This window comes from Spirillospora sp. NPDC046719 (assembly GCF_040645715.1).
Lineage (GTDB): Bacteria > Actinomycetota > Actinomycetes > Streptosporangiales > Streptosporangiaceae > Spirillospora.
Map to the genome: position 1 here is coordinate 1 of NZ_JBEYYT010000128.1, position 23,349 is coordinate 23,349.

The window sequence follows — 23,349 nt, forward strand, 5'->3', positions numbered from 1 at the left end:
CCGGCCCCGAGGCGGCCGCCGAGCCCGGTTCCGACTCGGGCTCCGGCTCCGGTTCCGACTCGGGCTCGGGCTCCGGCTCGGAGGGCGGCGGCGCGGTGGGCCGGCTCGGCGCACCGGCGCGGGTGGCGCGCGCCCTGGTCCTCGCGGCCGTGTTCACCTGCGCGGCCTGCGGCCTGGTGTACGAGCTGGCGCTCGTCGCGCTCGGCAGCTACCTGGTCGGCGACTCCGTCACCCAGGCGTCGATCGTGCTGTCCGTCATGGTCTTCGCCATGGGCATCGGGTCGCTGCTGGCCAAGCCGCTGCAGAAGCACGCCGCCGCCGCGTTCGCCGTCGTCGAGGGTGCGCTCGCCCTGGTCGGCGGCCTGTCGGTGCTCGCGCTGTACGCCGCGTTCTCCTGGCTCGACATCTACGTCCCGGCGCTGGTGGCGGTGTCGTTCGCGGTGGGCGCGCTGATCGGCGCGGAGATCCCGCTGCTGATGACGCTGCTGCAGCGGATCCGCAAGCAGGACGCGGGCAGCGCCGTCGCCGACCTGTTCGCCGCCGACTACGTGGGCGCGCTGATCGGCGGGCTCGCCTTCCCGTTCGTGCTGCTCCCGACGTTCGGGCACATCAAGGGCGCGCTGCTGGTCGGCGCGGTGAACGCGGTCGCCGGCGTCGCGGTGGTGCTGTGGCTGTTCCGCCGCCGGCTCGGACGCGTCGCGCGGATCGGGATCGGCCTCGGCATGGTGGCGGTGCTCGCCGTCCTCGGCACGACGTACGCGCTCTCCGACCGGATCGAGGTGACCGCGCGGCAGGCGCTGTTCGAGGACCCCATCGCGCTGGCGAAGGACACCCCGTACCAGGAGATCGTGATCACCCGGAAGATCACCCTGGCGGGCACCACCGACCTGCGCCTGTTCCTGAACGGCGACCTGCAGTTCTCCTCGGCGGACGAGTACCGGTACCACGAGTCGCTCGTCCACCCGCTGATGTCCGGCCCGCACGGGAACGTGCTGATCCTCGGCGGCGGCGACGGGCTGGCGATGCGCGAGGTGCTGCGCTACCGCGACGTCCGCAGCGCGACCCTGGTCGAGCTCGACCCGGAGATGCTGCACCTCGCCCGCACGTACGGGCCGCTGGTCGCGCTGAACCACCGCTCGTTCGAGGATCCGCGCGCCCGCGCCGTCAACGCCGACGCGTTCACCTGGCTGCGCGGCCAGACCCGCCGGTACGACGCCGTGATCGTGGACATGCCCGACCCCGACGACGTGCCCACCGCGAAGCTGTACTCCGTCGAGTTCTACGGCCTGGTCAAGCGGGTCCTCGCGCCCGGCGGCCGGATGGTCGTGCAGTCCGGGTCGCCGTACTTCGCGCCGAAGTCGTTCTGGAGCATCGAGAAGTCGATCGCCGCCGCCGGCCTCGCCACCACCCCGTACCACGTGGACGTGCCGAGCTTCGGCGACTGGGGCTTCACCCTCGCCTCGCCGACCGCGACGCCGCCCGCGCTCGCGCTGTCCCCGGACGCTCCGTCGCTGCGCTTCCTCGACGGGTCCGTCCTGCAGGCCGCGTCCGTCTTCCCCAAGGACCGCCGCTCCCGCGACGTCGGCGTCAACACGCTCGTCCACCCACGCCTCGTCCAGTACGAGGGGCAGGAGTGGAAGGACTCCTGACCCCGCGCCCGCGCGGTCAGCGGTCGGTGGAGGTGCGGATGGCCTTGTCGACGGCGTGCTGGAACGACGAGACGAGCGACTGGATCATCAGCGGTTTGAGCTTGCCGGCCAGCTCCATCAGCCGGTCGCGCTCCTCGGGGGAGCGGCCGCTCTCCCGGTAGGAGCGGACGACGGTGTCCTCGAAGACCTGCTGGAGCTCGGCCGCCAGCGCGGTGGTGTGCCGTTCGACGGCCTCGTGCGAGGCGATCAGGGTGTCCAGCGGCATCGGGAGTTCGGCGAGCTCGGCGCTGATGCCGAGCAGGGCGGGCATGACGACCCGGACGGTGTCCGGCGCGATGCTCTCCACGACGCCGAGCGCTTCGAGGCGCTTGAGCGTGTCGTCGTCGAGGTGGCGTCCGGCGCGGCGGTCCAGCTCGTGCCTGCCGACGTCCTCGGGACGCTCCGGCGCCCACGGCGACAGCAGCGCGCGTTGCAGCGCGAGGTCCTCGGCGGGCGCGTCCAGCGGGATCTTCCGCAGGTGCTTCTCGATGGCGGCGAGGGTCAGGCCGAGCGACTGGAGCTCCCGGACGAGTTCGAGCCGCGCGAGGTGGTCGGCGCCGTAGAGGCCCGTCCGGCCGCGCAGCCGGGGCGGTGGCAGCAGGCCGCGCCCGGCGTAGAAGCGCACGGTGCGGACGGTGACCCCCGCGCGCGCGGCCAGCTCGTCCACGGTGAGATCCATACCCGGCTCCTTTGACGTGACAGTGGCAGTGTTACATTAATGCTGTATCAGCACGCACTTACCGAGGGAGACCGCCGGATGGCACGGGAGATCTTCACCGCGGAGCACGAGGCGTTCCGCGACATGGTCCGCGCCTTCATCGAGAAGGAGATCGCGCCGTACCACGAGCAGTGGGAGAAGGACGGCGTCGTCTCCCGCGACGTGTGGCTGGCCGCAGGCCGGCAGGGGCTGCTCGGCATCGACATGCCGGAGGAGTTCGGCGGCGGCGGCAACCCCGACTACCGCTACTACGTGATCCTCAACGAGGAGTTCGCGAAGGCGGGCGTGCACGGCCCCGGGTTCTCGGTGCACAACGACATCAACGGCGGCTACCTGCGTCAGCTGTGCACTCCGGAGCAGCAGGCGCGCTGGTTCCCCGGCTACTGCTCCGGCGAGATCATCACCGGCATCGCGATGACCGAGCCCGCCGCCGGCTCCGACCTGCAGGGCATCAAGAGCACCGCGATCAGGGACGGCGACCACTACGTCCTGAACGGCTCCAAGACGTTCATCTCCAACGGCATCCTGTCCGACCTGGTGATCGTCGTGGCGAAGACCGACCCGTCCGCCGGGGCGAAGGGCGTCAGCCTCCTCGTCGTCGAGCGCGGCATGGAGGGCTTCGAGCGCGGCCGCAACCTCGAGAAGGTCGGCATGCACGCGCAGGACACCGCCGAGCTGTTCTTCGACAACGTCCGCGTCCCCAAGGAGAACCTCCTCGGCGAGGAGGGCATGGGCTTCATCTACCTGATGACGAACCTGGCCCGCGAGCGGCTGTCCATCGGCGCCACCGCGATGGCCGCCGCCGAATCGGCGTTCGAGCAGACGCTGGAGTACTGCAAGACCCGCGAGGCGTTCGGCCGCCCGATCGGCAAGTTCCAGCACAACCGGTTCACGCTCGCCGAGATGAAGACCGAGCTGACCATCAGCCGCTCCTTCACCGACGAGTGCATCGTCAAGGAGGGCAAGGGCGAGCTGAGCGTCGACGAGGCCGCGATGCTCAAGTACTGGAACACCGAGCTGCTGAAGCGGGTCGTGGACCGCTGCCTCCAACTGCACGGCGGCTACGGCTACATGATGGAGTACCCCATCGCGAAGGCCTACCAGGACGTCCGCATCCAGACCATCTTCGGCGGCACGACCGAGATCATGAAGGAGATCATCGGCCGCGGCCTCGGCGTCTAGCCCGATCGGTCCTCACGGTGCAGCCAGGCGAGGCAGTCGGGCGGCGCCAGTTGCGCGGCGCGTGCGTGATAGTAGGCGAGCTCGGCACTGGAGAGCAGGCTGCGTCCCGACCCGGAGGTCCCCTTGCGGAAGAACTTCTCCGGTGCCCCGCCCAGGCCGTCCTCCGGTTGCAGCCGCCCGGCGGCGGAGCGCATCTCGCTGAACGTGGCGGCCTTCACCAGGGCCGGCCAGGCGTGCTCGGGCACGCTGATCCCGAGCCGGGCGGCGAGGTTCCGCATCTCGCCCTCGAGGTCGGCGGACAGGTCCTCGTAGTGCAGGAGCACCACGCCCGGGTCCGCGCGCCGGGCCCAGGCTTCGCTCAGATGGCCGAGCATGTCGGGCAGCAGGTGGCCGCGGTTCGCGTGCAGGTCGGTATCCGTGGCGATCCACTGCAGGAGCCAATTGCGCGGTGACGACGATCCGCGCCGGTTCGCCGATGCGGGCCGCTCGTGATGCTCCGCGGCGTTGACCCGGTGGTGGTAGTACGAGATGGCCGCGTCCAGGAGATGCCTGCCGACGACGACATAGGTGACCCGGTCATCGGCCGGAAGCTCGCTCAGCGGCAAATGGGTCTTGATGAACCTGCGGTGCGTCTGAGCCGCGAGGGCGGCCGCCGTTTCGCGCCGGGCCACCGGCTCGGCGTCGAGCCACGGTGACAGATCGGGCAGGGAGCCCGGGAGGTCCGGGGTCTGGAAGACGAGAAGCGCGCAGATCATCTGCGTCCAGGTCGTGCCGCACTTGACCGGGGTGCTGACGATGATGTCGCCCTCGCGGAGCGGGAAATCCGCCCACGAGGCCGCCCTGAGGGCGTACTCGGACAGGTTCACGACGGTCATGCCGCGCCTGGTGAGCACGGCGGCCGGGCGGGACCGGCCCGGCGCCGCCGCGCGCGTCCTCAGGTAGCCGCGCCGGCCGAGACCGTCGGTCAGCGCGACGACATCCCGCTCGGCGAAGCCGAGGCCGTCCAGAAGGCGGAGCGCGCCGGCCCGGTCATGCCGGGCCAATATGCCGAGCAGAAACGACTCACCGGCTGAAATGTCGTCCAGACCGGCCGCCGAATAGCGGCTCTCGATGTACTCCGCCGAGTCGACGACAGCCCGATACATCGCCGTCATCGTTTTCACGTGCTCGTCGGACATGGGTGGAACGGGAGCAGCCATGGCCCCTTCCCCTGTTACGGCAGAAAGGCCGGGAGGCGCGCGGAGCCGAGGCGGTCCGCCGGTGCCGGGCTCCGGCGCTCCCCGGCCATGCGGAACTCAGCCATCGATCCACTGGTGCTTTTCCGCGCAGCCGAGCACGACCCTGCGGACGTCGACCACCTGCTGCCCGCTCAGCGCCGGGACGCCGCTCAGCAGCAGTTCCGTCAGCTCCTGCACGAATTCGTCCGGCGAGAGCACGTCGCACGTCGGTTCGTCGTCGTCCAGCGTGCCGCCGGCCTGGGCGGACGCGGCCGGCGGGGCCGCCGGGACCGGTGCCGGCGCCTGCCGGGGCGGAGCCGGGACCGGCCTTCCCGCCGCGCCGGGCTCGTCCGGAATGAGATGCGCCGCGAAGGCCTTCCGGCCCCGGTCGCCCGCCATCACCTTGAACTCCAGCCGCGCCCCCGGTGCGAGCTCGCAGGCATCGCTGTCGACCACCGATGTGTGCAGGAAGACGTCCTCGCCGCCGTCGTCCGCCGCGATAAAGCCGTAACCGCGTTCGTGGTCGAACTGCAGTATCCTGCCGGTCGCCATTTCTCCGCCACCTCCATCACTCTCCGCCAACCTGGGAAAATCGTAGGACAGGGCCATGTGAGTGGCAATGACTAATCGACGGGAACGGCCGATGTGCACACCTCGGTGATCTTTTTGACGAGATCGCGGTCGGTGCGAACGGCGTCCCGGGCGATTCGCAGTTTCGGATCGGCGGGCACCAGCCTGTGCTGAAGGGCGAGCCGGGCCCTGCCGCCGCCCGTCACGTTGAGCAGCACGACCGATGCGCGGTCGACCTTCCCGGTCCGCACCGCGTCCCGCAGGCAGGCGAGCGCCACCCCGGCCGCGGGCTCGATATCGATACCCTCCAGCTCTTCGAACATCGCCTGCGCCGCCCGGGTGGCACCGCTGTCAGCGGTCAGGACGTCCCCCCGGCTTTCGACCAGCGCGTCGTAGACCCCGCCGCGGACGGCGTAGGGCGGCGTCGAATTCGTCAGCTCGTCCGCATGCACGCCCTTGGCGACGGCCCGGAAACGGCCCGCGGATGCGTCGTCCAGCGACGGCGACCGCGCCTCCCACGCGTGGTGGATGGGCGTGAACGGACGGTTCTGGCAGAGCATGAGCCGGGGGAGCGCGGTCATCTCGGCGCCCGCTGCGCGCAGCCGCTTGGCCGCCTCGTGGACGGCGATCGCCCCGGTGCCGCTTCCCACGGCCTGGAAGTAGTGCGTCGGCAGGGACCGCATCTCCTCATGCGCGGTCAGCATGACCGTCCCCAGCCCGTCCCGGCGGCCCACGTTCTTCACCCCGCCCTCCGCCTGGAACGGGGCCGTCCGGCACACGGACGCGGCGAGGTCCATGGCGTCCGAGTAATCGCTGTCGCCGATGGCGACCACGGTGACGCACGGGTCGAGGGGCGCGCGGAACCGCAACCGGTGCAGCGCCGTTTCCGGGACGATCAGCAGGCACGGCACCCCTTCCTGCGAGCAGGCCCAGGCGAACGCGGCGGCGGTGTTGCCCGAGGACGGGACGGTCAGGATGCTCTGCCGCTTCGGCATCCTGCCGAGCACGGTGTACGCCTCGAACTCCTTGAACGTCCCGGTGCCCAGCATCGCACCGCGCTCGGGCCAGTAGCCGTTGAAAGCGATCCAGAGGTTCGGGAGCCCCAGGGCGGTCGAGAGCGCCTCGCTGCGGTACACCACGCCCCGGTGAGCGTTGTCCGCCAGCCCGGTGACGGGCAGCCACTCGTGATAGCGGGACAGGCCCTGGCCGTCCTGGGCCGGCTTGAAGCCGCGCTGGCGGTACTCGGTGCGCAGCAGCGCCGGCGCGTGCCCCGCGGGGCACTGCAGGATCAGCCCGTCGTCCTCATGCGTCCGCTCGCAGCCGGAGCAGGCGAGCCTATAGTGGCGTGCCACGGCTGGTGTCAGTACTTGTCGAGGAAATCGATGATGGCACGGTTGGTCTCCTCCGGTCGCTCCAGATAGCCGAGGTGGCCGCATGCCGCTATCTCGGTGAAATCGCAGTCCGGGATGGCCTCGCTCGCCTCGGCGCACAGGTGCGGCGGGCAGATGAGGTCATCGGTGAAGGCGATGACCCGGCAGGGCGCCTTGATCGCGCGCAGCACCGCATGCCGGTCCGCGGTGAAATCGATGTCGGCCTGCCCGCTCGACACCTTCCGCCCGCTTGAGTACATGAAGATGTCCAGCCACCCGGCGGCCGCCGTGTCGTTGTTGAGCGTCGCAGGCGAGAGCATCTGCAGCGCCGCCGCGACGGCCTCGTACTCGCGCGGCAGTTCGACCGACGCGGCGGTCATCGCGCGGTCCGCGGCCGAGAGCGCCCGCCGGGTGGCGTCCGAGCGCCCGCGCATCGCCATCAGCACGCAGCAGGTCACCAGCTCGGGCCTGGTGGCGGCGACCTCCGAGGCGACCATCGCGCCCAGCGACGTCCCGACCAGGGAGCACGGCCCGACGCCGAGCGCCTCGATCAGCCCGGTCACGTCGCCGGCGAGATCGGCGAGCGCGTACTTGCCCGCCGGCACGTCCGACGGCGGGATTCCCCTGTTGTCGAACGTGATGGCCTCGTACCCGGCGCGGTTCAGCGCGGGCACCTGGTGCACCGTCCACGCGCTGCCGCCCCCGCCGGTGCCCATGATCAGGACGACCGGCCTCCCGGCGCCCGAGCGCTCGTAGGCCAGCCGGATCCCGTTGACCGTTGCGAACGGCATCGCCGCCCCCTACCCCGCTCCGGGCGGCGGCGCCCGGAGCGGATCGTCTGGAGAGGGCGCCGGGCCGCCGTCGAAGAGCGCGTCCTCGACGACCGTCCGGTCACGCGGCGTCGACCGCGCCCGCACGGAGCGCCCTCCCCGGTGGTTCACCATTTCCACTCGTGCTGCCCGTAGAGGTGGTCCGCCTTGACCCCGTGCTCGGAGCACCAGGTCATGAACTCCTCGACCTGCTTCAGCTGGTAGGAGTCCTCGTTGTAGCTGGTGGCCATCACATGCCCGACCAGCCAGTCCTCCTCGCCCATGGCGTAGACGTAGGCCTCGGCGGCGCCGAGTTCGGTCAGGATCGCGCTCGCCTGGGCCGCGTTCGAGCCGGAGAGCGTGCGCGAGTCGCTCATCTTCTTCGTCACCGGCGCGGTCAGCAGCGCCCCGTAGAGCCAGGTGAGCGGCGCGCCCGCGCATTCCATGCCGAGGAACGCCATGTCCACCGCGCCGGCCTGCCTGCGCATGTAGCGGTAGAGGCCCGGCTCGATCCCCGAGGAGTCGGCCCCGATGTAGACGGTCTTGCCGGCGAACTTCGCGATGTACGTCGACTTGGCACGGATGTCGAGGTCGGCGTGCTCGCCGAGGAAGGGCGCGGCGATGACCGTCCCGCCGGGGAACGGGACCTCGGAGAAGTCGTCGACCTCGGTCACCGGCAGCCCGAGACGCGAGAGGTAGAGCGCCAGGGAGGGGTCCGCCAGGCTGCCCCGCGACGACCTCGGGACCACCACCGTCCCCACCCTGCCGCGCAGCTGCAGCAGGGTCTCGAGCACGATGTGGTCCTGGTGGCCATGCGTGATCAGCACCAGGTCGATGAAGTCGGGCAGGTCGCGGTAGGTGTACCGGCCGGTCGCCGCGGCGTCCGAGCTGACCCACGGGTCGGTGATGACCGCGCCCTCCGGGGTCTGCAGGACCAGGCAGGCGTGCCCGAAGTACCTGATGCGCCCGCCGTCGCCGATGTGCCGGTCGCCCGCCAGGTCCGGCTTGTCGGTGAGCAGGCGGGGCAGCTGGGCGGCCTGGGCGTCGTCGAGCTCCAGCGCCTCCCGGAGGCGGCTGAGCGTCGTGGGCTCCAGCCGGGCCCGGCACAGCTCCTCCAGTCCCGGATGCCGGAACGGGATCGGGAGTTCGAGGACGTCCGGGCCGGGCAACCGCGGCGTGCTCAGGATGAACGGCCGCTCGACACCGGTGTCCAGCGACAGCTGCACGCACTGCCGGTCCTCGGTGTAGACCGGGCTCTCGTACACCAGCGGCTCCATATAGCGGATGGACGGCTGGTTGTTGGTGTCGTACGCCATCTCGACCAGTCCCGAGAGGGCGGCCGGGAGCTTGGGGTAGAGCGGCGTCATCGCGAATCCGGTCGCGCTCTGCCGGACGAGCTCCTCCCCATCGGAGATCGCCGCCGCGAACTCCAGCATGGCGGCCCGGTCCCGTTTGATGCCGGTGAGCAGATCGCGGACCTCCGCGACCCGCGACGGGTCGATATTGACGAAGAAGCCGCCCCTGAGTTCCGGGTTGCGGCTGGCGTTGATATGCACCTGCGGAGATTGCAGATACGACTCGAGCAGCGGCACCTGCGCATATGCGAGATTCATCGCGGCCTGCACCGGCGCCACGGTGTGCAGCCATGCGTAGAACCGGTCGACCAGGGGTTCGATTATCAGGTCGGGCCGCACGAACACGGGCTCGTCGATCACCTTCGCGCCTCCATCCAGGAAAGCATCTGACCCGAGCGCAACGGAGTCACTGCGCGCCGGCGGTTACCACGGACTTGTCGACGAGCATGAGGCGGCCGGTCCCCTTGAGGGTGGCCAGGTCGAGGTCGGCGACGCAGCGGACCGGGTCGTCGTTGAGGATCAGGAAGCCCTCGATGTGCACCGAGCCGGTGCCGTTGTCGAAGTCGGCGGCGCTGGTGTCCGTCGCGTCGCGGTCCAGCCGGACGCCCAGTTCGGTGCCGCCCCGGGTTTCGGTGAACTTGATCAGGCAGTACCCGAGTTCGCCCACCCGCTCGCGCAGTTCTTCGACGGTGGGTTGTGCCCCGCCCATGACCACGGGCTGTTCGGTGGTGAGGCGCTCGGTCAATTCATCCATGAAAACCCGCTCCTGTTTTCCGGCCACGTTCGGTGGCAGCAATCTACACAGCCGATGTTCAGGCGTCGAGATGAAAGGGAACCCCTTGGACGGCGTTCAACCGGGATCGTCACCTCAGTTGAACAAGCGCGCGTGATCGCCGAAAAGGGCCGCGCCGTGATGCGGTACGCCGAGGGTTTCCGTAATGGATTCAGCCGGGCAGCGGGCCGGTACCGGCCGTCTCGCCCCGGCCGTTGCTCCCCTGGGACGCGAACTGCGTGCGGTAAAGGCTCGCATAGAGCCCTTCCTCCATCAGCAGCTCCTCGTGCGTTCCGCGCTGCCTGATCCGCCCCGCGTCGATGACGACGATCTGGTCCGCGGCGCGGATCGTGGTCAGCCGGTGCGCGATGACCAGTGACGTCCGCCCCGAGAGCGCGGTCTGGAGCGCGCGTTGCACGGCGGCCTCGGACTCGACGTCCAGGTGCGCGGTCGCCTCGTCGAGCACCACGATCGGCGGTGCCTTGAGCAGCAGCCTGGCCAGGGCGATGCGCTGCTTCTCGCCCCCCGACAGCCGGAAGCCGCGGTCGCCGGCGACCGTGTCGAGCCCGTCCGGCAGTGAGGCGATCAGCGGCCAGATCTGCGCCGCCTCGCAGGCCTCCACCAGGTCGCTCTCGCTGGCGTCCGGGCGCGCGTACAGCAGGTTCTGCCGGATCGTGTCGTGGAAGAGGTGCGCGTCCTGCGTCACCATCCCGACGGTGTCCTGGACGGACCGGAGGGTCAGGTCGCGGATGTCGCGGCCGCTGATCCGCACCTCCCCGGAGTCGGGGTCGTAGAACCTCGGCACCATCTGGGTGATGGTGGTCTTCCCGGCCCCCGACGGCCCTACCAGCGCGGTCAGCCGGCCCGCCGGGACGCGGAAGCTCACGTCGGACAGCACCCGCGCCTCGCCGGAGGACTCGTGGACCGGCCGCCGGACCGACTCCAGCGACACGAGCGAGACCGCGTCGGCGGAGGGATAGCTGAACGACACGCGGTCGAACTCGATCTCGGGCGCGCCACCGCCGCCCGTGTCGCGGCGGCCCGTGTCACCCTTGCCCGTGTCACCCCTGCCCGTGTCACCGCCGCGCGCGTCGCCGACCGGCAGCGCGGTGGCGGTGGCACGCTGCGTCACCAGCGGCTTGAGGTCCAGGACCTCGAACAGGCGGTCGAAACTGACCAGCGACGTCAGGATGTTCGCCTGGATACCGGAGAGCTGGTTGATGGGGCCGTAGATCCGGCCGATCAGGGTGATCAGGGCGACCAGCGTCCCGATCTTGAACGAATGGTCGATGACGAGGTAACCGCCGATGCCGAACGTCAGCGCGAGGATCAGCGAGGACGACAGCGACATCGCGATGCCGAGCACCTGGCCCATCACGTTCGCCCGCGCGCTGACGTCGCGGACCCGGCCGGCCTTGTCCGCGAACAGCCTGGCCTCCTCGTCGGGCCGCCCGAACAGCCGGACCAGGATCGAGCCGGCCACGTTGAACCGCTCGTTCATCACCGAGGCGAGTTCCGCGTTGAGCTGCATCTGCTCTCTGGTCAGCCGCTGCAGCCTGCGGCCGACGGCCTTCCCCGGCAGGACGAGAACGGGGACGATGACAATGGCGAAGAGGCTGATCTGCCAGGACAGGTAGAACATCGCCACCAGTACGAAGACCAGCGTCAGCAACGTGTCCACGGTCCGCGACAACAATGTCGTGACCGCCTGCTGCGCCCCGACGACGTCGGAGTTCAGCCTGCTGACGAGTGACCCGGTCTGCGAACGCGTGAAGAAGACCGGGGTCTGTTTCTGCACGTGCTCGAATACCTCGGTGCGCAGATCGTAGACGAGTCCCTGGCCTATTCTGGCGGAGGTCCTGGTCTGGATGTAGACCGCGCAGGCATCGGCGATCGCGAGCCCCGCCAGGAGCGCCGTCAGTTCAATGACGACCGACAGGTGGCGCGGGACTATTCCGGAATCGATGATGACGCCGAAAAGCAGCGGATTGGCCGTCGTCACGCCCGCGTCGATGACGGTGAGGGTGATCAGCAGAACGAGCGACCAGCGGTATTTCTTGATATATGGAATTACTCGCCGCACGGTTCCCGGCCTGATCCGCCGGCGGCCGGGTGAATCGCGCTCCGTCGCCGCCGTCCCGAATTCGTGGGCGGGTGCTCGGGTGGCTGGCATCCGGTTCCTCCTGAGGACGGCATCGCCGATTGTCCGCTGCGAGTCTTTCTAGAATAGTTCGGCGAAGAGGCGGGGCCGGTGGCGTTCAACTGGCGCGCCGGTTCAGTTGAACGGAAATGTTGTGCTCAGTCTATGCCTGGTTATGATCGGCGTTAATGCTGTTGGTGAATATCTCTTAAGCGGGCGGATCTGGAACCGTTGCCGGACGGGTGCCGCCAGAGGTCCGCGACCCGTACTCGCCCGACATGAGCGCTCGGTCCCGCGCGACCGGCTTCGGCTCGCCGCGGCGTGCCTAGGAGGGGATGTTGCTCGTGGTAGCCGAGGATCCGGGCAGCGGGGATGATGGGACACGCTCCGACGGCCGGCCGCGTCGCCGGACCGCCGGACCGCCGGTGCTGGAGCTGCCGGGCGGCCGGTCCTCGGCCGCCCCGCCCGTAACGGCCCTGGCCCGCTTCGCCGTCCCTGCCGAGGTGACGGACGGCCTGCGGGCCGCCGCCCGCGCCGCGGGGACGGACATGTCCCGCATGTCGCTGGCTGCGTTCCTGGTCCTGCTCGCGCGCTACACCGGCCGGGACGCCTTCCTGGTCGGTGCCGCGCTCGCGGAGCGGGACGGACCGGAGGCCGCGGGCGACCGCGGCCCGGCCGGGAGCACTCGGGTGCTGCGGGCCGATCTGTCCGGCGACCCGCTGGTCTCCGAGCTGCCGGACCGGATCGTCGCGGCCGGTGAGCAGGACTCCGAGGAGGGGCGGTCGCAGCCGCCGCTCGTCCAGGTCGGATTCAGGTACGCGGTCCCGGACGGCGGGGCCGGCGCGGTCGCGCCGCAGCAGCCGGGCCTGGAGTTGCGGCTGGCCGAAGAGCCCGCCGGTGGACTGGCCGGGACGCTCGCGTACTCCACGGCCGTCTGCGACGCGGCGACCGCGGGCCGGCTGGCGGAACACCTGGGCGTGCTCCTGGCGGCGGTGGCGGCGGACCCGGACCGGCGGGCCGCCGACCTGCCCCTGCTCCTGGAGGACGAGCGGGAGCAGCTGCTCGTCACCTGGAACGACACCGCCGTGCCGGTGCCCGCGTGCGGGGCGGACGAGCTGATCGCCGCCCAGGTCCTGGAGTGCCCGGACGCGGTCGCCGTCGCGGCGGACGGCGTCTCGCTGACGTACGCCGGGATGGAGGCCCGGGCCTCCCGGCTGGCTCGCCACCTGCGGGGCGCGGGTGTGGGCGCCGAGACGGTGGTCGGGCTGTGCTTGGGCCGCACCACGGACCTGCTGGTGTCGGTGCTGGCGGTATGGAAGGCCGGCGCGGCGTACGTGCCGCTCGAACCGGGCCATCCGGCCGCGCGCCTGGCGTTCGTCCTCGCCGACAGCGGGGCCCGCGTGGTGATCGGGTCGGAGGCGACGGCCGGACGCCTGCCCGCCGGCCGCGCGCGGGTGATCAAGGTGGACGCACCGGAGGTCCGGGAGGTGCTCTCGGCGGGGCCGGCGCTCCGGCGTCCGGCGGCCGCCGCGGCCGACAGGCTCGCATACGTGATCTACACGTCCGGGTCGACGGGCGAGCCCAAGGGCGTGGCGGTCACCCACCGGGCGCTGGTCAACTACCTGGCCTATTCGCGGGACGCCTATCCGGGGCTGCGCACGGGGTCGGTGGCGCACTCGCCGATCTCGTTCGATCTGACGGTGACCGCGCTGTTCGGGCCGCTCGTGTCCGGTGGCTGCGTCTTCCTCGCCGGGCTGGACGAGGCGTGGCAGGCGGGCGGGAAGGCGCCCGCCGGGTTCCTGAAGATCACCCCGAGCCATCTGCCGCTCCTCGACGCGATGGGCGAGCGGGGCCACCGCGGCGACCTGGTCGTGGGCGGCGAGCAGCTGACCGCCGAGTCGCTCGCGGGCTGGCGGGACCGGAACCCGGGCGTCGCGGTCACCAACGAGTACGGCCCGACCGAGACGACGGTCGGGTGCGTCGGCCACCGGACGGCTCCCGGCGAGCCGCTGGCGCCGGGAGCGCAGCCGGTCGGGCGCCCGGTCTGGAACACCCGGGTGTACGTGCTGGACGAGCGGCTGGATCCGGTGCCCGCCGGGGTGCGGGGCGAGATCTTCGTCGGCGGGGCGGGGGTCGCCCGGGGGTACCACGGGCGCCCGGCGCTCACCGCGGAGAGGTTCGTCGCGGACCCGTTCGCGGCCGACGGGTCGCGCCTCTACCGGACCGGTGACCTGGGGCGGTGGGGCGCGGACGGCATCCTCGAATTCCACGGCCGGGCCGACGACCAGGTGAAGGTCAGGGGATTCCGGATCGAGCCGGCCGAGGTCGAGTCGGTGCTGGCCGGGCATCCGCGGGTGGGAGCGGCGGCGGTGGCCGCCGTCGGCCACGGCGCGGGAACCCGGCTGGCCGCCTGGCTGGTCCCGGCCGACGCCGCCGCCGGTGCCCCGGCGGTGGGCGAGCTGCGCGCGTACCTGGCCGAGCGGGTGCCGGAGTTCATGGTGCCGTCGGTGTTCACCGAGGTGGCGGCGCTGCCGCTGTCGCCGAACGGGAAGCTGGACCGGTCGGCCCTGCCGGCACCGGACATGTCACGGCCCGACCTCGGTGCCTTCACCGCTCCCGCCACCCCCACACAGGAACGGCTGGCGCGGATCTGGGCACTCGTGCTGGGGGTGGAGCGGGTCGGCGCCGACGACGACTTCTTCGCGCTGGGCGGCCATTCGCTGCTGGCGACGCAGGTCGTCTCACGGGTGCGGGAGGAGTTCGGGGCGGAAGTGCCGATGGCGGCGCTCTTCGACCACCCGACCGTGGCCGGGCTGGCGGAGGTCGTCGAGAACGCCGATGGCGTCGCCGTCCCCCCGGTGGTCCCCGTCCCGCGGGACGGGCGGCTGCCGCTGTCGTTCGCGCAGCAGCGGCTGTGGTTCGTCAGCCAGCTCGAACCGGAATCGGCCGAGTACACCGTGTCCGCCCCGTCGCGCCTGGCCGGGCCCTTGGACGTGGCGGCGCTCGGTGCGGCATTGACCGCCGTCGTCCACCGGCATGAGGTGCTGCGGACCCGGCTGGTGGCGGGCGACGACGGGGTGCCGTTCCAGGTGATCGACCCGCCGTCGCCGTTCCGGCTGCCCGTCGCCGACGTGTCCGACGCGCCGGACCCGCTCGCGGCGGCCGCCGCCCTGGTCGCCGCGGACGCCGCCGCGCCGTTCGACCTGGCCGCCGGGCCGGTCATCCGCGCCTGCCTGGCCAGGCTGGCTCCCCGCGATCACGTGCTGGTCCTGTCGGTGCACCACGTCGCCTCCGACGAGTGGTCGGAGGAGATCCTGCGCCGCGAGCTGGTCGCGCTGTACCAGGCGGTCCGCAGCGGCGAGGCGGATCCCTTGCCGCCTTTGCCGGTGCAGTACGCGGACTACGTGTCGTGGCAGCGCCACTGGCTGACCGGTGACGTGCTGGAATCCCAGCTGGCCTACTGGCGCGAGCAGCTGGCCGGAGTGCCGGTGCTGGACCTGCCGACCGACCGGCCCCGCCCGCTGGTCCGGCCGACCGCCGGGGCCGCGGTGGAGTTCACCGTCCCGCCCGAGGTCACCGACGGCCTGCGCGCCGTCGCCCGCCAGGGCGGCGCGACGATGTTCATGACGCTCCTGGCGGCGTTCATGGCCCTGCTGGGCCGCTACGCCGGCCGGGACGACTTCGCGGTGGGCACCCCCGTCGCCAACCGCGACCGCGCCGAGACCGAGAACCTCATCGGATGCTTCATCAACTCCCTGGTGATGCGGGCGGACCTGTCGGGCGACCCGACGTTCGGCGAGTTCCTGGCCCGGGTGCGGCAGGTGGCGCTGGCGGCGTACGCGAACCAGGATCTGCCGTTCGAGCAGCTGGTGGACGACCTGGTCACCGAACGGGACCAGTCCCGCACCCCCCTCTTCCAGGTCCTGTTCAACTACAACATCCCCACCGCGGAGGAGCAGAGCAGCGGCGACATCGCGTGGACGCGGGCGGATCTCGGCGGCGACGTGGTGGCGCGGACGGACGTGCGGTTGGTGCTCGTCGAGCGGGATGGCGCATTGGCGGGCGCGGTGGAATACAGCACGGGGCTGTTCGACCGCGATTCCGTGACGCGGTTGGTGGGCCATTTCGCGGTGCTGCTGAACGGAATCGCCAGAGGCGATGGGGACCTGCGTTTGTCCGCCCTGCCGATGGTCTCCGGGGCAGAGCGAGAGGAACTGCTGAGCTGGGGTGTGGGCGTGGACGCCGATGCCCAGGCCGGTGATGACGGCGGTGTCGTGGCCTTGGTTCTGGGTCAGGCGGGGGTGCGGGCGGATGCGGTGGCGGTGGTGGTCGGGGATGTGAGTGTGACTTATGGGTGGTTGGTGGGGCGTGCGGAGCGGTTGGCGGGTTATCTGCGGGGTTTGGGGGTTGGTGCGGGGTCGGTGGTGGGTTTGTGTGTGCCGCGTGATGTGGAGATGGTGGCGGCGGTGCTGGGGGTGTGGTTGGCGGGTGCGGCGTATGTGCCGTTGGACCCGGGGTATCCGGCGGACCGGCTCGGTTTCATGCTCGCTGACAGTGGTGCCGGTGTTGTGGTGGGCGTTGGGTCGGTGGTGGGGGATGTCCCGGTGGGACGGGGCGTCCGGGTAGTAGAGCTGGACGACCCGATGACGGCGGCGTTGATAGCCGGATCCCCGGTGACCCGTGATGGTGCGGCTGCTAAGGGCCTGGCGTATGTGATGTACACGTCGGGGTCGACCGGTCGGCCGAAGGGTGTGCTGGTCGGGCACGGTGGTGTCGCGAACTTGGTGGCGGGTCAGGGTCCGGTGTTCGGGGTCACCTCGGGTGTGGCTGTGGCGGGGTTCGCCTCGTTCAGCTTCGACGCGGCGGTGTCGGAGGTGTGGGTGACGCTCGGCCACGGCGGGCGGCTGGTGATCGTGGGCGAGGACGAGCGGGTGGATACGGCGCGGTTGGCGCAGGTGTTGGCTGCGGCGGGTGTCGGAGTAGTGACGTTGCCGCCGTCGGTGGCGCGCGTGGTCGACCCGGCTCAGTTCGCGGGGTTGGCGACGTTGGTGTTGGCGGGCGAGCGGGCCGACGGGCATTTGGTAGCCCGATGGGCGGACCGCTGCGTGGTGGTGAACGCCTACGGTCCGACCGAGGCATCGGTGTGCGCGACCGCGGGGCCGGTGGATCCGGCTGCGATCGCGGCTGCGGGCGGAGTGGTGCCGATCGGCACACCGCTGCCGGGCCTGCGGGTGCATGTGCTGGACGAGCAGTTGAGCCCAATGCCGCTAGGGGTGGCCGGTGAACTGTTCATCGGTGGTCTGGGCTTGGCGTGGGGTTATGCGGGACGCGCGGCGCTGACCGCGGAGCGGTTCGTCGCCGATCCGCTGGCTGGCGACGGGTCGCGGTTGTATCGCTCGGGCGACCGGGCGCGGTGGCGTCCAGGCGGGGTGTTGGAGTTCCTCGGCCGAGTGGATGAGCAGGTGAAGCTGCGGGGGTTCCGGATCGAGCCCGGCGAGGTCGAGGCCGTGCTGGCCGCTCACCCCCAGATCACCGCCGCCGCGGTCGCTGTAACCACAGACATGGCGGAGGCCGGTGAGCAGGATCCTCAGTTGGTCGCGTGGTTGGTGCCTGCTGATCCGGATGCTGGTGTGCCTTCTGTCGCTGAGTTGCGTGAGTTTGCTGGTAGGCGGTTGCCGGAGTTCATGATTCCGGCCTTTTTCGTGGAGGTTGCCGAGTTCCCGTTGAGTCGTAATGGGAAGTTGGATCGGGCTGCGTTGCCGGCGCCGGATGCGGGGCGGTTGGTGGGGCGGGTTTTTGTGGAGCCGCGGTCGGAGACCGAGCGGGTGCTGGCGGGGATTTGGGTGGAGTTGTTGAAGGTGGAGCGGGTGGGGGTGGAGGACAATTTCTTTGAGTTGGGGGCGCATTCGCTGTTGGCGACTCGGGTGGTGTCGCGGGTCCGGTCGATGTTCGGAGTCGAGATCGCGGTCTCGGCCTTGTTCGACGCTCCGACGCTGGGGCAACTGGCCGAGGTGGTGGACGCGGCGGCCGGAACGGTCGTGCCGCCGGTGGTCCGGGTATCGCGCGATCAGCGGCTTCCGCTGTCGTTCGGGCAGCAGCGGCTCTGGTTCGCCGACCAGATGGAGCCCGGGTCCGCGGAGTACAACGTCCCGATGCCGCTGGCGATGAGTGACGTCGACGTCGAGGTGCTGGCTGCGGCGTTGTCGGCGCTGGTGCGGCGGCACGAGGTGCTGCGGACGCGGCTGGTGGCGGGTGAGGACGGGGTGCCGTTCCAGGTGATCGACCCACCGTCGCCGTTCTGCCTGCCGGTGGTGGACGTGTCCGCCGCGCCCGATCCTCATGCGGCCGCGGGCGTGCTGGTCGGGGCGAGCACGGCAGAGCCGTTCGACCTGGCCGTGGGACCGCTGATCCGCGGGTGTCTCGCGCGGCTGGCGAGCCATGACCACGTGCTCGTTTTGTCGGCCCATCACATCGTCTTCGATGAATGGTCAGCGGAGATTTTCCGGCAAGAGCTGGCCGCGCTGTACGAGGCGTTCCGCCGGGGTGAGGCGGATCCGTTGCCGGCGTTGCCGGTGCAGTATGCGGATTTCGCGGTGTGGCAGCGGCGCTGGCTGACCGGCGAGGTGCTGGAAGAGCAGTTGGCCTATTGGCGGGAGCAGTTGGCAGATGTGTCGGTGCTGGACCTGCCGACCGACCGGCCCCGCCCCCCGGTGCGGTCCACCACAGGCTCGTTCGCGGCCTTCGCCTTCCCCGCTCCAGTGGCCGAGGGCCTGCGGGAGGTAGCGCGTGCTGCCGGGGCGAGCATGTTCATGACGGTGCTGTCGGCGTTCATGATTCTGCTCGGGCGGTACGCCGGTCAGGACGACGTGGTGGTGGGGACGCCGGTGGCGAACCGGGATCGGGCCGAGACCGAGGGCCTGATCGGGTTCTTCGTGAACACGCTGGTGATGCGGGCCGATCTGTCGGGCGACCCGACGTTCGCCGAGCTATTGGAGCAGGTCAGGGCCACCGCGCTGGACGCCTACGCCCACCAGGACCTGCCGTTCGAGCAGCTCGTCGACGAACTGGTCACCGAACGGGACCGCTCCCGCACCCCCCTCTTCCAGGTCCTGTTCAATCACCGCGGCGACGACACCGAAAGCCAGCTCACGGTCAGCGATTTCCAGCCCGAGCGAACGATCGTCAAGTTCGACCTGCAGGTCACCTTGGGCGAAACCCCTCAGGGCTTGACGGGGGAGGTCAGATATAGCACCGGCCTGTTCGACGTCAGCACCGTGGCGCGGTTGGTGACCCATCTGGGCGTGTTGTTGGAGGGCGTCGCTGAGGGCGGCGAGGAGCGGCGGCTGTCCGAGCTGCCCATGGTCTCGATGCCGGAGCGAGAGGAACTGCTCGGCTGGGGCGCCGGTGATGAAGCCGGCGTCGAGTCCGGGGTGGTGGGTTCGGTTCTGGGCCAGGCGGCGATCCGGCCGGATGCGGTGGCGGTGGTGGTCGGGGACGCCTGCCTGACCTATGGACGGCTGGTGAGCACGGCCGAGCGGCTGGCGGGCTATTTGCGAGGGGCGGGGGTCGGCGCGGGATCGGTCGTGGGGCTTTGTCTTCCGCGTGATGTGGAAATGGTGGTCGGCATATTGGGGGTGTGGCTGGCCGGGGCGGCGTACGTGCCGCTGGACCCGGGATATCCGGCGGACCGTTTGGAGTTCATGCTCGCCGACAGCGGCGCGGACGTCGTGGTGGGGATGACCGAGTCGGCGGCCGTGTTAGGGACGGTGCCCCCTGCGGTGAAACGCGTGGTCCTGGATGACCCAGTGACGGCGGCGGCTATTGCGGCGTCCCCGGTGGTGCGTGATGGCGGGGCTGGTGGGGGTTTGGCGTATGTGATCTATACGTCGGGTTCGACGGGGCGGCCCAAGGGTGTGCTGGTGGGGCATGGTGGGGTGGCGAATCTGGTGGCGGGTGTGGGGCCGGTGTTGGGTGCTGGTCCCGGGGTGCGGGTGTTGCAGTTCGCCTCGTTCAGTTTCGATGCGGCGGTACTGGACGTCGCCGCCGTACTGGCCGGCGGCGGGACGCTGGTGGTGGCGCAGGCGGCCCAACGTGCGGAACCCGCCCGCCTGACGGCACTGGTGCAGGCATCGGGAGTACAGGCGACGAGCGTCGCGCCGTCGCTGCTGGCGCTGCTGGATCCCCGCGAGTTCGCCTCGGTGCGGTCGATGATCGTGGGCTCTGAGCCGGTCAGCGGCCAGATCGCGCGGGAGTGGGGTGCCGGACGGCGGATGTCGATCGGTTACGGACCGACCGAGACGACCGTCATCTGCTGCACGGGCCTGGTGGACCCGTCCGCGGAGGGAGCGCCGCCGATCGGACTGCCCGTGGCCAACACGCTGGTACGGGTGCTGGACGAGAACTTGAACCTGGTCCCGGTCGGGATCAGCGGTGAGGTGTTCATCGGCGGTGCCGGGCTCGCCTTCGGCTATCACGCGCGTCCGGTACTGACCGCCGAACGGTTCATCGCCGACCCCTTCGCCGGCGACGGGTCGCGCCTGTACCGGTCGGGCGACCGGGCGCGGTGGCGCCCGGACGGGCTGCTGGAGTTCAGCGGCCGGGCCGACGAGCAGGTCAAGGTCCGCGGGTTCCGCATCGAGCCCGGCGAGATCGAAGCCGTCCTGACCGCCCATCCGGACGTCGCGGACGTCGCGGCCGGGGTCCTGGGAGAGGGCGCGGACGCACGCCTCGTGGCGTGGCTGGTCCCCGCGGGCCCCGAGGCGGGAATCCCGGAAGCGGGCGAGTTGCGGGAGTTCGCGGCCAGGCGGCTGCCCGAATTCATGATCCCCGCTGTGTTCACCGAGGTGGCGGCGTTTCCGCTCACCCCGAGCGGCAAGCTCGACCGTGCGGCGCTGCCCGACCCCGGCACCGAACGGCCCGAGGTGTCCGCCGGCTACCAGCCGCCCAGAACCGAAACAGAGCAGGTTCTCGCCGGAATCTGGACACAGATCCTCGGCATCGAACGCGTCGGTCGCGACGACGACTTCTTCGAACTCGGCGCGCACTCGCTGCTGGCGACCAGGATGATCTCGAGGATCCGGCGGGTGTTCGGTGTGGACGTCCCGCTCACCGCGGTGTTCGACGAGCCCACCGTGGCCGGGCTCGCCTCGGTGATAGAGGAGGCCGCGGCCGGGGCCGCGGCGCCGCCGATCGTGCCGGTGTCGCGAGAGCAGCGGTTGCCGCTGTCGTTCAGCCAGCAGCGGCTCTGGTTCCTGGACGTCCTGGAGCCGGGGTCGGTGGAGTACAACGTCCCGATGCCGCTGCGGTTGCCGGCGGCGGTGGACGTGGAGGCTTTGACGGCGGCGTTGTCGGCGGTGGTGAGTCGTCATGAGGTGCTGCGGACGCGCCTGGTTGCTGGTGACGACGGGGTGCCGCACCAGGTGATCGACCCGCCATCGCCGTTCTGGCTTCCGGTGGTGGACGTCTCGGCTTCGGTGAATCCGCACCATGCGGTTCAGGCGCTGGTAGTGGCGGACGCGCTCACCCCGTTCGATCTCGCTGCCGGGCCGCTCATCCGGGCGTGCCTGGTGCGGGTGTCGGATGACGAACATGTGCTGGTGCTGTCGCTGCACCATGTCGTGAGCGACGAATGGTCGGGGCAGATCCTGCGCGACGAGTTGGCGACGCTGTACGAGGCGTTCCGGCGGGGCGAGCCGGATCCGCTGCCGGCGTTGCCGGTGCAGTATGCGGATTTCGCGGTGTGGCAGCGGCGCTGGCTGACCGGCGAGGTGCTGGAAGAGCAGTTGGCGTACTGGCGGGAGCGGCTTGCCGGTGTGCCGGTGCTGGACCTGCCGACCGACCGGCCCCGCCCCCCGGTGCGCTCGACCTCGGGCGCGGTGATCCGTTTCGCCGTTCCCGGCCTGGTGGCGGAGGGCTTGCGGGAGGCGGCGCGTGCTGCCGGGGCGAGCATGTTCATGACGGTGCTGTCGGCGTTCATGGTGCTGCTCGGGCGGTATGCCGGTCAGGACGATGTGGTGGTGGGGACGCCGGTGGCGAACCGGGATCGGGCCGAGACCGAGGGGCTGATCGGGTTCTTCGTGAACACGCTGGTGATGCGCGTGGACCTGTCCGGCGACCCGACGTTCACCGAGGTCGTGCGGCGGGTGCGGACGATGGTCCTGGCCGCGCACGCCCACCAGGACCTGCCGTTCGAGCAGCTCGTAGACGACCTGGTCACCGAACGGGACCGGTCGCGGACGCCCCTGTTCCAAGTGCTCTTCGGATACGACACCCGCGGCAGCGGCAGTGAGGGCGGCTCCGGACCCGCGAGACAGCTGAACTGGGATGGCGACATCGGCTGGGCGGCGCGGGGCGGGCTGGACGACGCGCTGGCGGTGAAAGCCGATCTCGAACTCACCATGACCGACCGGGACGGCGAGCTGGCGGGTGCGGTGGAGTACAGCACCGCTTTGTTCGATGCGGGCAGTGTGGCGCGGTTGACGGGTCATTTGGGGGTGTTGCTGGAGGGGATTGCCGGGGGTGGTGGGGAGCGGCGGTTGTCGGAGTTGCGGGTGGTGTCGGAGGGGGAGCGGGCGGAGCTACTGGGGTGGGGTGCCGGTGGTGAGGCCGCGGTCGAGTCGGGTGTGGTGGGTTCGGTTCTGGGCCACGCCCGGGTGCGGGCGGACGCGGTGGCAGTGGTCGTCGGAGACGCAAGCGTGACTTACGGGTGGCTGGTGCGGCGTGCGGAACGGCTCGCCGGTCATCTGCGGGGATTGGGTGTCGGTCACGGATCAATGGTGGCTCTGTGTATGCCACGTGATGCGGAAATGGTGCTCGGCATATTGGCGTCGTGGCTGGCCGGAGCGGCGTACGTGCCATTGGACCCGAAATACCCGGCAGACCGACTCGGCTACATGCTCGCCGACAGCGGCGCAGACGTCGTGGTGGGGACGACCGAATCAGTAGAAGTGCTGGGCGCAGTTCCGTCCGAAGTGACGCGGGTGGTTTTGGACGATCTGGCGACGGCGGCGGCCGTTGCGGCGTCTCCGGCGGTGCGTGATGGCGGGGCTGGTGGGGGTTTGGCGTATGTGATCTATACGTCGGGTTCGACGGGGCGGCCCAAGGGTGTGCTGGTGGGGCATGGTGGGGTGGCGAATCTGGTGGCGGGTGTGGGGCCGGTGTTGGGGGCTGGTCCTGGGGTGCGGGTGTTGCAGTTCGCGTCGTTCAGTTTCGATGCGGCGGTGCTGGACGTCGCGGCGGTGCTGGCCGGTGGTGGGACGTTGGTGGTGGCGCAGGCGGCGCAGCGTGCCGAGCCCGCCCGTCTGACAGCACTCATGCGGGCGGCGGGCGTGCAGGCGATGAGTGTGACTCCGTCGTTGTTGGCGGTGGTGGATCCGGGGGCGATGCCGGGCCTGGCGACGGTGTTGACAGGGGCGGAGCTGCTGACCGAGCCGTTGTCGCGGGCGTGGTTGCGGCATGTGCGGTTGGTGAACACCTACGGTCCGACCGAGGCGACGGTGATGACCACCACCGTCGCGCTGGATCCGACT

General features: G+C 70.7%; 11 protein-coding genes. 3 read left to right on the forward strand and 8 right to left on the reverse strand.

The features are described 5' to 3' along the window. Positions 1 to 95: 95 nt before the first annotated feature. Positions 96 to 1,649 carry a polyamine aminopropyltransferase gene (locus ABZ914_RS22385; RefSeq protein WP_500195363.1) on the forward strand — a complete coding sequence of 518 codons (1,554 nt, stop codon included), beginning with the start codon at positions 96 to 98 and terminating at the stop codon, positions 1,647 to 1,649. A 16-nt stretch (positions 1,650 to 1,665) separates the two neighbouring features. Here the strand turns inward: ABZ914_RS22385 and ABZ914_RS22390 are convergent, their stop codons facing one another. Next, positions 1,666 to 2,367: a MerR family transcriptional regulator gene (locus tag ABZ914_RS22390; protein ID WP_433246412.1), complete on the reverse strand. Its 702-nt coding sequence runs from the start codon at positions 2,365 to 2,367 to the stop codon at positions 1,666 to 1,668. Between the two features lie 78 nt (positions 2,368 to 2,445). Between ABZ914_RS22390 and ABZ914_RS22395 the strand changes: the two genes are divergently transcribed. Then, complete coding sequence (locus ABZ914_RS22395) at positions 2,446 to 3,588, forward strand: acyl-CoA dehydrogenase family protein (RefSeq protein WP_190858192.1); 1,143 nt, start codon at positions 2,446 to 2,448, stop codon at positions 3,586 to 3,588. Here the strand turns inward: ABZ914_RS22395 and ABZ914_RS22400 are convergent. From ABZ914_RS22400 to ABZ914_RS22430, 7 genes are all read right to left on the reverse strand, one after another. Next, complete coding sequence (locus ABZ914_RS22400) at positions 3,585 to 4,733, reverse strand: sulfotransferase domain-containing protein (RefSeq protein ID WP_500195350.1); 1,149 nt, start codon at positions 4,731 to 4,733, stop codon at positions 3,585 to 3,587. The two genes, ABZ914_RS22395 and ABZ914_RS22400, sit on opposite strands and share 4 nt — an antisense overlap. A 150-nt stretch (positions 4,734 to 4,883) precedes the next feature. Next, positions 4,884 to 5,414 carry a cold-shock protein gene (locus tag ABZ914_RS22405; RefSeq protein ID WP_500195352.1) on the reverse strand — a complete coding sequence of 177 codons (531 nt, stop codon included), beginning with the start codon at positions 5,412 to 5,414 and terminating at the stop codon, positions 4,884 to 4,886. Between the two features lie 14 nt (positions 5,415 to 5,428). After that, positions 5,429 to 6,727, reverse strand: a complete 1,299-nt coding sequence (locus ABZ914_RS22410; RefSeq protein WP_500195353.1) for a cysteate synthase — start codon at positions 6,725 to 6,727, stop codon at positions 5,429 to 5,431. An 8-nt stretch (positions 6,728 to 6,735) separates the two neighbouring features. Then, a complete protein-coding gene (locus ABZ914_RS22415; RefSeq protein WP_500195355.1) occupies positions 6,736 to 7,536 on the reverse strand; it encodes an alpha/beta fold hydrolase in 801 nt (266 codons plus the stop codon). A gap of 146 nt (positions 7,537 to 7,682) precedes the next feature. Continuing rightward, a complete protein-coding gene (locus tag ABZ914_RS22420; protein WP_500195356.1) occupies positions 7,683 to 9,269 on the reverse strand; it encodes an MBL fold metallo-hydrolase in 1,587 nt (528 codons plus the stop codon). A 46-nt stretch (positions 9,270 to 9,315) separates the two neighbouring features. After that, positions 9,316 to 9,663 (reverse strand): hypothetical protein, encoded by a 348-nt coding sequence (locus ABZ914_RS22425; protein WP_500195358.1) that lies wholly within the window; start codon positions 9,661 to 9,663, stop codon positions 9,316 to 9,318. 190 nt (positions 9,664 to 9,853) lie between these two features. Then, positions 9,854 to 11,854: an ABC transporter ATP-binding protein gene (locus ABZ914_RS22430; RefSeq protein WP_500195359.1), complete on the reverse strand. Its 2,001-nt coding sequence runs from the start codon at positions 11,852 to 11,854 to the stop codon at positions 9,854 to 9,856. A gap of 392 nt (positions 11,855 to 12,246) precedes the next feature. Here ABZ914_RS22430 and ABZ914_RS22435 point away from each other — a divergent pair. Then, positions 12,247 to 23,349, forward strand: an 11,103-nt coding sequence (locus ABZ914_RS22435) for a non-ribosomal peptide synthetase (protein ID WP_500195361.1), incomplete at its 3' end; no start/stop codon positions are given.

Bases quoted from the DNA above. Each gene is read 5' to 3' on its own strand.
- ABZ914_RS22390 (WP_433246412.1), bottom strand. From the start codon at position 2,367: ATGGATCTCACCGTGGACGAGCTGGCCGCGCGCGCGGGGGTCACCGTC.
- ABZ914_RS22395 (WP_190858192.1), top strand. From the start codon at position 2,446: ATGGCACGGGAGATCTTCACCGCGGAGCACGAGGCGTTCCGCGACATG.
- ABZ914_RS22400 (WP_500195350.1), bottom strand. From the start codon at position 4,733: ATGTATCGGGCTGTCGTCGACTCGGCGGAGTACATCGAGAGCCGCTAT.
- ABZ914_RS22405 (WP_500195352.1), bottom strand. From the start codon at position 5,414: ATGGCCCTGTCCTACGATTTTCCCAGGTTGGCGGAGAGTGATGGAGGT.
- ABZ914_RS22415 (WP_500195355.1), bottom strand. From the start codon at position 7,536: ATGCCGTTCGCAACGGTCAACGGGATCCGGCTGGCCTACGAGCGCTCG.
- ABZ914_RS22425 (WP_500195358.1), bottom strand. From the start codon at position 9,663: ATGGATGAATTGACCGAGCGCCTCACCACCGAACAGCCCGTGGTCATG.
- ABZ914_RS22430 (WP_500195359.1), bottom strand. From the start codon at position 11,854: ATGCCAGCCACCCGAGCACCCGCCCACGAATTCGGGACGGCGGCGACG.